The following is a 13,027-nucleotide window of genomic DNA, read 5'->3' as shown; positions in this document are numbered from 1 at the left end:
CGGACACCGGAGCGACCGATGACCACGACCGAGCCCGGGCGGATGTATCGGAATCTGCACCACCGCGAAGGCGCCGGATGGCTCGCGGGCCTGTCAACCGGCCAAGCCGTGGTGGTGGGTGCGGCGTGTGTGCCGGTGGTGGTGGCGGTCGGGGCGGGGCGGTGGTCGGCCGCGTTCGGCTGGCTACTGGTCGCGGCCGGTGTGTGGGTGTTGGTGACGGTCCCGATCCGCGGCCGGCCCGCACTGTTCTGGCTGGTTGACCTGTGCATGTTCACAGCAGGAGGAGTTGTGATGGGCTGGGCTGCGTGGCAGTCGAAGGCCGCGGCCGGGCGCGCCGACGACCCGGACGCCCCGGACCTGCCGGGCGTGTTGGCCCGGTTCCGGTTCCACGACGGCCCACCACTGGCCGACCAGCGCCTGTGTCTCATCCAGGACAGCGTCGACGGTCGGTGGGCTATCACCGGGCGGCTCACGCACTCCGGGGTGGCGATGGCGTCGGCGGGCGAGTCCGAGGGCCTGGCCGCGCAGCTCGGGACGATGTTGATCGGCGTCGCGCACCGCGAGGTCATCGACCGAGTGTCGCTGCTGGTGCGCACCGTCCCCGATGACGGCACCGACTATGCGTTGTGGCGCGAACAGCACGAGGTCGACGACGCCCCCGAGCTGACCCGGCAGATCGCTGCGGAGATCGACCGGACTGTGGCCGCCGCGTCGGTGCGAACGGAGCTGTTCGTGACTGTGTGCGGGACCGAGCACTCACTACGCCGGGCGGCGAAAGCCGCCGGCGGCGGCGTGGCGGGCCGCGCGTATGCCCTCTACCGCGTGTTGGACGGTGTCGCCGACGCGCTACGCGGTATCGGTGTCACTGAGGTGACCTGGCTGTCTTCCGCCGGTGTCGCTGAAGCGGTCCGGACCGGTTTCAATCCGGCCGCCGCAGCGCATCTGCGGCATCAGCAGCTGACTCGCCCGGACCGGGCCGGGCATCTGTCGTGGTCGATGGCCGGGCCGGTGCTGGCGCCGACCCCGGCGGCGCGGCATTACGCCCACGACGGATTCGCGACGGTGGCCTATGCCGTGCAGCCACCGGTCGGCGGCACGAGCTTCGGGTCCCTCGGCCCGCTGCTGGCGGTGCGGCGGGCGGGGGAGCGGCGGTCGTTGCAGATCCACTACGAGGTCCTCGATCCGTCCCATGCCCGCCGACACGTCGCCCGGACCCGGTTCCGCGACACCCTGATCGCCGACCTGAAGGCGACTCGCGGTTTCGGGACGACGGTGGAGGATCAGCAGCGTCACGCTGGTGGGCACGCCCACGAGGCCGCTGTGGCGGCCGGGCACGCCCTGGTCCGTTACACCATCGCCGCCGCGACCACGGTCCCGTCGGACTGGGCGGACTGGGGCATCGAGGACGCCGCGGCCGGGATCGAGAACGACGCCGCCGACCGCTTCGGCCTCCTCCGTTTGGAACTCACCCAGGACGCCGCGTTCGCCGCCGCATGTCTCCCGGTCGGCTACGGGCTGCCCGGGCTGCCGAACCGCAGGTGGCAACGATGACCACGTTCAGCTGGCGGGGGCGTCGTCGGAGCGCTCCGGTGTCGCGTAGCACCGGCGAGTTGCTGACTGCGTTCACCGACCTCACACCCGAACAACTCGCGGTTCCGGCGCCGCCGGAGACCGGCCGGCTCGATGACGGCATCGCCTGGAACCTCGACCCGCGCCGCGGACACCGCACCCACGGCCGCGGCTGGGCCCCGGTGGATGCCGCCCGCCGGCTGCCGGTGTTCCGGGCCACGACCGACCAGATCGGCGGCCTGTTCCCGTTGCTGGCCGCGCACGGTGTCCCCGCCGTCGGTGCCCGGATGGGCTACGACGTCGCCACCGGCGGCTCCTTCTACACCCACCCACCGGAATGGGTCCTGCGAAAGATCGTCACCAACCCGAACATGATCATCTTCGGGAAGCCCGGGCGGGGGAAATCCTCGACGGTGTGTGCGTTCTGCCTGCGGATGATGCCGTTCGGCTTCAAAACATTGATCTCCGGTGACCGGAAGGGCGAGTACACGCCGGTGCTGCGCGCACTCGGGATCGAACCGATCGCGCTCGGCCCCGGGTCACCGCGCCGACTCAACGCCCTGGACCTCGGACCGCTACGTACGTACTGGCCGGCCTGGAGCACCGAGCGGCAACGCCGCGAACTCGACGTGATCCTCGGGCGCTGGAACCGGCTGCTGCTGTCGCTGGCCGCGGCCCAGGGCCACGTCCCGTCGGTGACCGACGAGTACGTCCTGCACGCCGTCCTGCGCCAGCTGGTCGGGGCCGACCACAGCAGCGACCAGCTCCGCCCAGTGACGATCCCGCAGGTCACCGGACTACTCGCCGACCCCGACACCGACCTGTGGACCGGGACCCGGTTCGCGGACCGCACCGAGTTCACCACCGCCACCCGCTCCGTCACCGACGCCCTGTCGAACCTGGTCACCGGCTCGTTGGCCGGGCTGTTCGATGCGGAGACGAACTTCGACCTCGACTGGGACGCCCCCATCCAGTCCATGGACCTCTCACGCCTCGATCCGCTCGGGGACAAAGCCATGAACGTCGCCCTGACCTGTCTCGGGATGTGGTCGTCGATGCTGACTTCCCTGCACAACACCGCCGGCGACGGCGCCGGCGGGGCTGCGGGTGGTGCGCCGCGGATCGTGGTCCGCGACGAGGTCTGGCGCCAGATGGGCCTGGGCCTGCGCGCGGTCCAGGCCATCAACGCCGACCTACGCCTGTCCCGCAGTGATCGCACCATCCAACTGTTGATCATGCACCAGCCCTCCGACCTCCACGCCGTCGGCGCCGCCGGATCGCACGAGGCGGCGATCGCGCGGGACTTCCTCGCGCTGTGCTCGACGAAAATCCTGCTCGGCCAATCGGACGCGATCACCGACGACCTCGCCGACCAACTCGGCCTGTCGAGCACCGAGCAGGCCGCGATCACCGGATGGGCCATGGCCGCCCAGGGCCGGGCACTGTGGAAACTCGACAACCGGCCCGGCATGAAAATCCAAACCGTCCTGTCCGGCACCGAAAAAACGATCTTCGACACCGACGCCGGCATGCGCACCGACCCTCGCGTCGAGGCCCTGAACAGCACAAACGGCACCGGCGGCCCGGACATCGGCGGCCAGCGCGGCGAGGCCGACGGCACCGTCCCTGGGATCGACGGTGTCAACGACACGTTGACCGAAGAGGGCCGGTAGTGGGGCGGGGCGTGCTGGTCGCGGGCGGCCTGGGGGTGTCGGTGGTGCTGCTGGTGACCGCCGCGATCGGCGGGCTCGCCGTCGTAGCGGCGCTCGGGATCGCCGGAGGCCGCTTCGGGTGCGGACCCGACGGGGGACTCGGCGGCGGCGGGCAGACTGTGGACGGTGTCGACTGGACGGGTGAGCAGACTGAGAACGCGGCGACGATCGTCGCCCGGATCGTAGAACGACAGCTACCGCGGCGGGCGGCGGTGATCGCGGTCTCGACCGCGATCGTCGAATCGCAGCTGCGGAACATCGCCTACGGCGACCGGGACTCCCTCGGCCTCTACCAGCAACGCCCGTCCCAGGGCTGGGGCCCGCCCGCCCGGGTGCTCAATCCGGTCGCGGCCACCGACTCCTTCCTCGACCGCCTGATCGCCCTGCCCGGCTGGGCGAGCATGGCACCAGGGACGGCTGCGCAGGCGGTGCAGCGTTCGGCGTTCCCCGACCGCTACGCACCGCAAGAAGGCCCGGCCGCGGCGCTGGTCGAGCAGCTGTGGGTCGGCGAGGACAACCCGGTACCGCTACCACCGGGCACCGACAGCTCAGTCGCCACGAACACGCAGCTCGCTTCCACGGTCTATGCCTGCCCCGATTCCGGCGGCGCCGGACTCCGCACGGGCGGTGCGGGTGTCGTCGATGCGACGACGCTCCCACCGGGCTTCACCGCGCCCACCGATCCCGTAGCGCGGACGGCGGTCGGCTACGCCCTGGCCCAGCTCGGGAAACCGTACGTGTGGGGCGGGACCGGCCCGGCCGGCTTCGACTGCTCCGGACTCATGCTCGCGAGCTGGGCCTCAGCCGGAGTCGCGCTCCCCGCCGGGACGGTCAGCCAGAAACACGCCGGGACACCGGTCCGCCTCCAGGACATCGCGCCGGGCGACCTGGTGTTCATCCCCGGCTCACTCGGCACGAGTGAGAATCCTCGGCACAACGGCATGTATGTCGGCCACGGCCTGATCGTCAACGCCTACGACACGTCTAGGGGCATCGTCCTACAACCACTCACCGAATGGGAAAGTGACATCACTCACATCCGCCGGGTCCACACGCCCGCACCGACCAACGCGCCGGCGCCTGCGGCTGCTGCGGCAGGCACGACGCCATGACCCACACCGTCGTCTGCCCGGTCGCACTCACCGCGAACACGACATCGTCCAGGACGGAGACCACACGACATGATCATGATCAACCACTTGAGCTTCCCGACGACCGACGCGCTCGGTCTGCGGTGGGACGACACCGCTGGTGGCTACCGGTGCCCGGCATGCGACCACGAACCGCGAACGGTGATGTTCGGCCCGGCCGAGGCACTGGTCTGCAGCGACTGCGCGACCTACTGGCTCACGCCCACCGCCGGCGACCACCGCAGCACGGGCCGGGCGGCGTAGGCCCGGTGGACCGGCACGATCCTGGGATAGGTGGTGCGGGCGATCCTGACCGGACCCCGGCCCGCTACGCTCAGCTCACAGTCCATGACTGCGGCGCCCCCGAACTTTTGGCAAAGGGAAAGGGCGCCGCAGCCACCGATGATCAGCGTTGCCGCTGCTGCTGCTGGTTTAGCCGCTGCTGCTGCTGGTCCCAACTGCAAGGGGCACTCTAACCATGACCCGCCGAAGCGTCGAGACCCCCCTCGACCTCGACCTCGACCTCGACCTCGACCTCGACCAGCTGTACTCGCTGCCGGTGGTGGTTGCCCCGTTTGTGCCGGCTGGCCTGGCCGCTCTCGTCCTGGGCGGGGGTGCGCGGTGAGCGTCAAGGCGATGGAGGCGGTGTTCCGGTCTGATCTTGGAGGTCGGGAGCGGATGGTGCTGCTGGCGCTCGCGGATCACGTGAACGTCGATGACGACACGAATGTGTGTTGGCCGAGTGTTCGGCTGTTGGCGCGGAAGACGGGGTCGTCGCGGTCGACGGTGCAGCGGGCGATCCGGGAGTTGCGGGCGCTGGGTCTGGTGCGGGTGGTGCGTCGGTATCGGGCGAACCGGTCGCAGAGTTCGAACGGTTACCGGGTGATGCTCTCGGAGCTTCAGCGCCGCGAGCTGGCGGCGGCCCAGGCGAAGGCCCAGGCCGAGATCGAAGAGCTCGACGCGCTGTTTGAAAGCGCCTATCCCTCGGTCGCCGTCCCCGTTCCGGGACCGGGGACCGGGCCCGACGCGGAGGGCTCGGTGGGTGTCCCAGCGGAGGGCTCGGTGGGTGTCCCGGCGGCGTCGGGAACGGTCCAGTCCGAGGGCCTGAACATCGAAGATCTGCAGGCTGGGGGGGGGTGTCAGCCTGACACGGGGGGGGTGTCACACAGACACCCCCCGGGGGTGTCAGGCCCGGTGGGGCCGAACCGTCAGGGAACCGTCATGGGGGAAGCCGCGCGCGAGCGCGCGACCGCGACCACTCCCGACACGGTCTGGTCGAGCACCGCTCGTCCGGCCCCCGAGCCGGTCGCGTCGGTAGACGCCCCCCAGGAGCCCTCGACCAGAACATCCGAACCACGACTCGACGAGTCGCCTAACGAGTCGGGGGAGCAGCCGGTGATCGTCGACGACACGACGGGGCTTGACGCACAGCGCCCGGAGCCGACCCCGCCCCCCGCCGCCGCTGGCGCTGCGGCTCCGGCTGTCTCTGACCTGGTCACTACCGCCGCGGCGCAGGCGCAGACACCGCCCGCCCCGACGGCGACGGTGCTGGAGCCGGACCCGGCCCGCCGCGAGACCTGGCGCTGCGCCCGGCACCTCGCCGTCCCCGACCCCCACGATCGGCCCTGTGGCGGCTGTGGAGCGGTCCGTAGGCGGATGCAGGCACAAGCGGCCCAGCAGGCCACCGAAGCCGCTCAGAAGCGCTCTGAGGCCGCGCAACACGCACGCCAGCGGATCGCCGGCTGCACCGAATGCGACGACTACGGACACGTGATCGACCCCGACGACCCCGCCGGCGGCCCCTGCTACCCGGCTCTGTTCTGTGACCACTCCACCCCGGCCGCGACCCGGGCCGCCCGCCAGACCCAGCGACTCGCCGCACAAGCCGCGATCACCCAGCAGACCTACCAGCGTTCCCCCGCCACCCTCGAATTCCTCGCACAGGTCCGAGCCGGCCTGCCCCAACGCGACCTCCGACGAGCACGCCGCAACCCGAAAGCATGGCGATAACGCTGCACCGAAGACGGTGCCGGGCCGAAAACGGTGCTGCCGCGCCGCTTCCGGTCCTCACCCGCCCCGAGGGGGGCGGGCTGCGGTCCGGGTCGACTTGCCCACGAGCCGCCGGCAGGCCAAAGCGGGCCACAACAGTGACGCTGTAGAGCCCGGGACCTGCTCACACACCCACGACACCCCTGTCGCGCACAGTGCACACATGAACACACCACGCAACGCCCCAGCCGGTCCGGGCACCGCTGGTGCTGGTTACGCAGGCGTGCCGCTGCCCGGCAGCACGCGCACACTCGCCAGACCGGGCCGGGTACCGGCCGCTGTCCTAGCGCGTTCAGAGGGCGGGAGGATGCCGCGGCCGCGCAGGTTGCGCTTGGCCTTGGTCGCGGTCCGGTTCCCGCCGATCAGCCGGTCCACCTCGGACAGCGACAGATCCTCACCGCGTTCCCACGCCTGGGCCAGCAGTGCCTCGGCCTGGCCCAGCTTCGTCGCCCCCGATTCGGGCTCCACCGTTCCCGGCGGCTCCTCGCCGTCGGGCTTGTCAGCAGCCTCGATCACCGGGAACACCAGCGTCGCTGCACTGGCAGCGTCGGTCTCGGTCTCGGTCTCGGTCTCGGTCTCATGACCGGTTGGCGCGACCACATCGACGCCTGCGCCGTCTGCCTCTGCGGCGGTGATGGGAGGTGCGGGCACCGCGGGCTGCTCACGCTGCCCGGTGGCCTCGCTGGCGGCTTCCTCGGAGTGGGCAGCCGAGGTGACGGTGAGGTGGCGGTGCTGGAGCTGGTAGGTGCCGTCGCGGTAGACCAGCCGAGCAGCGCCGTCGGTGTCGATCACGGTGACCGCGTCCCGGACCGCGGCATGCTGGGCCCGATCCAGCTTCGCCCCGACCCGGGCCGCGAGCCGCGCCTCGCGGCGTTCCGCCCGCGACCGCGGCGCGCCCGCGAGGGTGAGCTGGTGGGCGATGATCCCCGCGACCGACACGATCGCCATCACCGCGCCGGTCTCCCAGCCGCCTCCGGCCTTGTGTAGGCCGTGGAGCAGGTTCATGCCCGCCGCGCCGAGGGAGAACACGACCACGCCGGCCTGCAACCCGGCCACCGGCCGGTCGGGGTAGCGACGGCGGGCGGTGACCACCGCCATCGCGAACGCCCACATCCCGAGTTCGGTGATCCCGGCCAGAAGGAAACCGCCCGCGCCGAAGACCCGGGTGCCGTAGGCGGCCATCGCCGGAGCGGCCAATGCGAATGAGAGCACCGCGATCGGATAAATCAACAACTCGATCACATGCGCATCCACCCACCCCGACACCCGCGCCCGCGCCGCACGCCGTGAATCAACCCGGGCCTGCCGCTGCTCGGCATTGAATTGCGCCGCGCCGACGCGAGCGTTATGGCGCCGTTCGGTCCGGGCGTCCTCAGTAGCGATCCGCCGCTGCACCGCAGCGTCCGCGGCTTCCTGAGCCAACTGCGCGTCCAGAACACGGGACTCGCGACGATCCCGGGCATGCTGCGCCCACCGATCCGTAGCACTAGCAGGGAAATCCCGAACAGTCATCAAAGGCCCTCATCCTCGACACGGCGTGCTGCTTCAACCCACGATACCCGCGCCTTTCTCCTGACCCGCGCCGGCCTCTCTAAAACGCCGTCATCCACCCGACGTCGAGCCACCACGCGGCCACACCTCCCCCGACTGATCCCCCCTCTCAAAAAAAGATCATCGATCACGGTCTGCGCGACAAGACAGATAGCGCTGAATCGAGCTACCGCCGTGCAAACCAATGCATGCGAATGAAGCGACAGCCGCCGCCCGCAGACGACCGCAACGTTCGAGCTCCGATCTTGCGCAGCGGGAAATAAGAGTATGACGCGCAACTAAACGCGCGGCCCCGGACAGAATCGCTCGGGGAGCTCGGGGAGCTCGGGGAGCTCGGGGAGCTCGGGGAGCTCGGGAGCTCGGGGAGCTCGGGGAGCTCGGGGAGCTCGGGGAGCTCGGGGAGCTCGGGGAGCTCGGGGAGCTCGGGGAGCTCGGGGAGCTCGGGGAGCTCGGGGAGCTCGGGGAGCTCGGGGAGCTCGGGGAGCTCGGGGAGCTCGGGGAGCTCGGGGAGCTCGGGGAGCTCGGGGAGCTCGGGGAGCTCGGGGAGCTCGGGGAGCTCGGGGAGCTCGGGGAGCTCGGGGAGCTCGGGGAGCTCGGGGAGCTCGGGGAGCTCGGGGAGCTCGGGGAGCTCGGGGAGCTCGGGGAGCTCGGGGAGCTCGGGGAGCTCGGGGAGCTCGGGGAGCTCGGGGAGCTCGGGGAGCTCGGGGAGCTCGGGGAGCTCGGGGAGCTCGGGGAGCTCGGGGAGCTCGGGGAGCTCGGGGAGCTCGGGGAGCTCGGGGAGCTCGGGGAGCTCGGGGAGCTCGGGGAGCTCGGGGAGCTCGGGGAGGGGGAGCTCGGGGAGCTCGGGGAGGTGCTGCGCGTGCCTTCGTCACGTTCTGTGCTTGTCCAGTGAGTAGACAAACCACTGGACAAAGACTGGACAAGCAGCTGGACTTCGGCGTCCTACGCGTGCGCGTGCACGCGCACGCGTAGGACGCACGCTAGCACGCCCGGTCTCGTTGTCCACTGGACAACTGGACAATCACTCACCGTCACGAACCTCGGTGGCGCACGACTCGGCCGCCAGCCGCCGAGCGATGTCCTCGACGGCCGTGATCGCCTCCTCGCCCCGCAAACTGTGCTGCTGGTAGCGGGTGAAGTCGTCCTTCAGGCGCTGCACCACCGCTGGGTCGCTTTCTGGCGAACGCGCACCGAGCGGAAACGCTAGACAGTCGGGGGTCATGTGCGGCACAAAGTAGAGCCCCCCCGCAGTTCCGTGATCTGCGCCCACTCCGGAATTCGACGGAAGAACAGAAAGGTCAAGCCTGTTTCGTCGAGCAAGAGAAGCGATTCTGTCTAGCTGGTCGATCATTACGTGATGATTTCCAAACCGGGCTTCGAGAACTCCTTCGCTCATAACGACTTTCAGTTTCGTTGTAGATCGATACAGGATGTCCTGTCGTGAAATAAGATCAGCGATCGATGTATCGGGCGCTTGAGCTGGTTCGCCTGCAGACATGAGGAGTACGCTTCGTGCGTAAGCGCCAGTTTGCAGTAGGTCGGGAACGCTGGTGAACTGCCACACGAGGATCTCGGAGGCGATCTCCTCCAGGGCTCTTGAGATTCCCCTGTTGCCCCTTCTTTCCGACTCGCCAATAATGATGTCCTCTGCCTGTATTAGCCTGACATGAAGATCTTCTATTTTGGCGCGATCGAGAGACGGTGTGTCGGTTACCTGAATCCACTTCTGAAGCAGGTCGGATGAAATTCTAGATTTTCCGAACTCGATCCGGACAATTCCTGACTGGCTGTGACTGATGGCTGCCGCCAGGCGCCGACCGGATAGTCCAGCGGCGAGTCGTCGCTGACGCAGTAGGTCGCCCAGATGAATTCGTGACGCAGAGTGCTTGTCCGGCAATGTCCACCTCGCTCGACCGATTGAATGTATCTGACTGCTTAGCTGGGGTGCTTAAGTATTCACCCGGCTGTCTCGTCTCTCGACCTGAGAGCGGCTGCCGACTCCTGCTTGCTCAGTCGCGTCTGCAGGGAGGTCTTGACTCCCCGGTCCCAGCTGGGCAGACTGAACCGGAGTCCTTGTGGTGCGCATGAATCACTGCGGGCCTTGAACGGCCTCGACGGGTGGTCCCCCGCCGAGGCCTGCGAGTCACCACCTGTCTGGAGGAGGAGACCCACGTGGTCGAGCGTAGTCCTGTCTTTGATGATGATTCGGGACCTGTGGTTCCGGTCCCGCCTGTGTTGGTGTCGCATCCTGGGCGGCACTGCCTGGGTGTGGATACCGAGGTGTTTTTCCCGGTCAGCGAGCTGGGTGTGGTGCAGGCCCGGCTGGTGTGCACCGGTTGCCCGGTCCGTGTGGCGTGTCGGGAGTGGGCGACGGCGACGGGCCAGCACGGGATCTGGGGCGGCACCACCGGCGAGGAGCGGTCCGCAGCCCGGCACGTCGGGCTCGGTGTCGTGGCGTCCCGGTCGGCGGTGGCGGCATGACCGCGCCCACTACCGCCTCGCCTACCGAGGAGACTGCTGCTGGTGTTGTGTTGCGGGCGCGGATCGCACACACGATCCTGCGGCGGGTCGAGACTCAGCGGGCCCGGTTCGTCACCGCCTACGGGCGGGCCACCAGCCCGATCGATCGAGTCGCGGCCGCTGGTCGCGGTCCGCGCCGCGTTACCGGCCACGGTCACCCGCTCGCTGGCGGAGTCGACCGAGGTCGGGCGGCGGCTAGACCGGATCGCTGACGATCTCGCCGATCTACTCACCGATCTGCACACCGCACAAGAGCAGGCCGCGGAGACATCGATCCGGGCGAAGCAGCGCACCGCCGCCCGCAGCCAGGCCCGCCGTGAGCAGCGTCAGGCCGCTGTGTTGGCCGCAGGTGGTGAGCGGCGGTGAAGGTCCGTGGGCGGTGCGTGGTGTGTACGCGGTCGTTCGAGATTCCGCCGGGCCGGGCGGCGCAGGTCTGTGGCCGGTGCCGTAAGCGGGAGCAGCTGGGAGGTGGTCGTCGTGCCGCAGCCCGCATCTGACCAGCAGCAGCCCGAGCAGGAGCGGGAGAAGGGCGGCGTGGTCCGGCCGGGCCTGTACGTCGTCGATTCGAACACCGCGTCGGCCGCGGACGGCCAGGCGCCCGCGGCGGTGGAGCCGGTGGTGAAGCCGTTGGCGCCGTGGGATCAGCGCCTCGCCCAGGTCGTCAGTGACGTCGTCGAGGCGCGGCCGCGGTGGAACGAGCAGCCACCGTCGTACGCGCAGACCTGGGCCTACTCCCGCACTGGGGACTGGACCACGTCCAGCAATCCGCTGGTGAGAGGCGTGCACTCGGCGCTGACGCTGGCCGCCCTGGCGATCGTGTTTCCGCTGGATTGGGTGGCGAACGTGGTCCGGGACAAGCCGTCCGGGTTCGTGATCACGGTTGTCGTTGTCGCTCTACTCGCCTGCGCGTTCTGAAAGGACGGTGATCGTTGATGTCGTGGTCGATGTTCGTTCCGAGTTCGATGCTCACGCTCGGTGCTTTGGCGCTGGTCCTGGCGGTCGTCCTGGTCTATCTGGATGTGCCTGGTCAGGGTGTGGATTGGGAGAAGGTCGCCGCCGTCCTCGCGGTGGTCGGCGGGTTCGGTGTCGGCGGCGCCAGCGCGGGATGGTTCGGCGGTCTGTTCACCGCCCTGTCCGGTGGCGCGCTGACCGGGGCCGGTCAGGCCACCGCCCACCTCGTTGGGGTGTCGGCGGTCGGCGCGGTCGCTGCTGGTGCGGGCCTGTGGGCGTATTCGCGGCTGCGCGGTTCGGGGATCACGGCGGCGACGCGGACGAAGTCGTTGCTGGTCGTCGCCGCTCTCGCCCTGGTCGGCACCGTGCTGGCCGGTGTGCCGCGCCTCTACAGCGCAGCCGACACCTTCATCGCCGCCGTTGCCGCATCGCTGACCTGATGACGCCGTCGCCGGTTCTAGTCGTGTGCCGATACGACGCTAGAGAAGAAGGAGGGCGGGGCTGGTGGAGGCGTTTTTTCTGACGTGTGTGGTGGTGGCGTTCTTCGTGACGAAGGGCCGTACCGATACCGCCGCCTACAGCAACGGTAAGGAGCCGCCGGGTCTGGCGCGGGCCCGGATGCGTCACGAGAACGCCGGCGGTGCCCGCACCAGCTCGGGGCGCCCGACCGGGCGGGGCGCGTTCGGGCTGCTCGTGGCCTCCCGGTGGGCGGAGGCGTGCCGGGCCGCGCAGCACCGCGGCGAGCACCGGGCGGCGCGGCGCCGCGCGTGGTTCGACGAGACCGCCCCCGGGCGGGATGAGCGGTGGCGGGCGGTCCAGCAGCGTCGTATGGAGCGGGCTGATCGGGCGCGGGCCCGCTGGGCGCAGGCCCGCGGCCTGCACCCGGCCACCAGCGCCAGCGGCGCCGGCGGCGCGGGCGATGGGCCCGGGGCGTCCGGGCCCTCGGCTGCGGCGGACCCGGAGCTGTGGGGCCGGCGGCGGCAGGCCACCCGCCCCGCCGCCGGGGCGTCGGGCGGGACTGTCGTGGCGACCGATGATCCCGGCCTGCCCGCCCCGCCTGCGGACGAGCAGGTTCCAGCGGCCCGCCCGGCGGCGGACGGGGTCGTCGACCTCGACGACCCCGATGACCTCCCCGACGCCGCCGCTGACCCGGACGTGGGTCTCGTGGCGGGCACGTCCCCGTCGCCGTCTTCCGGGTCGGTGTCCAGCACGACTACTTCTACTGTTTCTGGAGGAAATGGCATGTATGAGGCCGCTGTTGCCCGGTTGATCGCCGCGGCGGAGGCGTGTGGCGTCTACCAGACGCAGCTGTCGGCGTTCACCGATCGGCTGGCCGGGGACGGCTGGGGCGACCAGGTCACCGGCCCGCTGGGCGACTCGCTGTCGGGTTTGAACGCCGCCGAGGGCTTGTATCGGGGGCTGGCCGAGCAGATGCGCGCCCAGGGCGACCGCGGGCGGGACGCCTACGACCAGGCGCCGTTCGTGCCGGGCCCGCACGCTGTCCTCTGAATCGGCACCTGACCAGCACACACAGACACAGAACAG

Annotated in this window: 12 protein-coding genes; 10 read left to right on the top strand and 2 right to left on the bottom strand. The window is 70.1% G+C overall.

Features of this window, described 5'->3' with window-relative positions:
* The 6 genes from KPL57_RS64115 to KPL57_RS64090 form a co-directional block, all read left to right on the top strand.
* On the top strand, positions 1–1,551 hold a 1,551-nt coding region (locus tag KPL57_RS64115), incomplete at its 5' end, for an SCO6880 family protein (protein ID WP_308253544.1).
* A complete protein-coding gene (locus KPL57_RS64110; protein WP_226359324.1) occupies positions 1,548–3,242 on the top strand; it encodes an ATP-binding protein in 1,695 nt (564 codons plus the stop codon). The genes KPL57_RS64115 and KPL57_RS64110, both read left to right, overlap by 4 nt.
* A gap of 11 nt (positions 3,243–3,253) precedes the next feature.
* On the top strand, positions 3,254–4,393 hold the full coding sequence (locus tag KPL57_RS64105; protein ID WP_226359323.1) for a C40 family peptidase: 1,140 nt from the start codon (positions 3,254–3,256) through the stop codon (positions 4,391–4,393).
* A gap of 87 nt (positions 4,394–4,480) precedes the next feature.
* The gene (locus KPL57_RS64100) at positions 4,481–4,675 is read left to right on the top strand and encodes a hypothetical protein (protein WP_226359322.1); all 195 of its coding nucleotides are present in this window, start codon (positions 4,481–4,483) and stop codon (positions 4,673–4,675) included.
* A 214-nt stretch (positions 4,676–4,889) separates the two neighbouring features.
* Entirely contained in the window at positions 4,890–5,036 is a 147-nt protein-coding gene (locus KPL57_RS64095; RefSeq protein ID WP_226359321.1) for a hypothetical protein, read from the top strand.
* Positions 5,033–6,421: a helix-turn-helix domain-containing protein gene (locus KPL57_RS64090; protein WP_226359320.1), complete on the top strand. Its 1,389-nt coding sequence runs from the start codon at positions 5,033–5,035 to the stop codon at positions 6,419–6,421. Before KPL57_RS64095 ends, KPL57_RS64090 begins: the two co-directional genes overlap by 4 nt.
* A gap of 252 nt (positions 6,422–6,673) precedes the next feature.
* Here the strand turns inward: KPL57_RS64090 and KPL57_RS64085 are convergent, their stop codons facing one another.
* Positions 6,674–7,855: a hypothetical protein gene (locus tag KPL57_RS64085; protein ID WP_226359319.1), complete on the bottom strand. Its 1,182-nt coding sequence runs from the start codon at positions 7,853–7,855 to the stop codon at positions 6,674–6,676.
* A 1,177-nt stretch (positions 7,856–9,032) separates the two neighbouring features.
* Entirely contained in the window at positions 9,033–9,908 is an 876-nt protein-coding gene (locus KPL57_RS64080) for a Scr1 family TA system antitoxin-like transcriptional regulator (RefSeq protein ID WP_226359318.1), read from the bottom strand.
* Positions 9,909–10,129: 221 nt separating this feature from the next.
* On the opposite strand from KPL57_RS64080, the gene KPL57_RS64075 reads away from it, so the two are divergent.
* The 4 genes from KPL57_RS64075 (at position 10,130) to KPL57_RS64060 (ending at position 12,991) form a co-directional block, all read left to right on the top strand.
* Complete coding sequence (locus KPL57_RS64075) at positions 10,130–10,492, top strand: WhiB family transcriptional regulator (RefSeq protein ID WP_374203993.1); 363 nt, start codon at positions 10,130–10,132, stop codon at positions 10,490–10,492.
* A 507-nt stretch (positions 10,493–10,999) separates the two neighbouring features.
* Positions 11,000–11,446, top strand: a complete 447-nt coding sequence (locus KPL57_RS64070; RefSeq protein ID WP_226359317.1) for a hypothetical protein — start codon at positions 11,000–11,002, stop codon at positions 11,444–11,446.
* 29 nt (positions 11,447–11,475) lie between these two features.
* Complete coding sequence (locus tag KPL57_RS64065) at positions 11,476–11,922, top strand: hypothetical protein (protein WP_226359316.1); 447 nt, start codon at positions 11,476–11,478, stop codon at positions 11,920–11,922.
* Positions 11,923–12,016: 94 nt separating this feature from the next.
* Entirely contained in the window at positions 12,017–12,991 is a 975-nt protein-coding gene (locus tag KPL57_RS64060) for a hypothetical protein (RefSeq protein ID WP_226359315.1), read from the top strand.
* Positions 12,992–13,027: the final 36 nt, after the last annotated feature.

It is taken from the genome of Pseudonocardia sp. ICBG601 (genome assembly GCF_020496245.1).
The sequence above is the reverse complement of the archived record's forward strand: the minus strand, read 5'-3'. Positions and strand labels throughout refer to the sequence as shown.

What these genes read in the sequence shown, in the direction of transcription:
- KPL57_RS64110 (WP_226359324.1), top strand. Translation starts at nt 1,548, where the DNA reads ATGACCACGTTCAGCTGGCGGGGGCGTCGTCGGAGCGCTCCGGTGTCG.
- KPL57_RS64065 (WP_226359316.1), top strand. Translation starts at nt 11,476, where the DNA reads ATGTTCGTTCCGAGTTCGATGCTCACGCTCGGTGCTTTGGCGCTGGTC.
- KPL57_RS64095 (WP_226359321.1), top strand. Translation starts at nt 4,890, where the DNA reads ATGACCCGCCGAAGCGTCGAGACCCCCCTCGACCTCGACCTCGACCTC.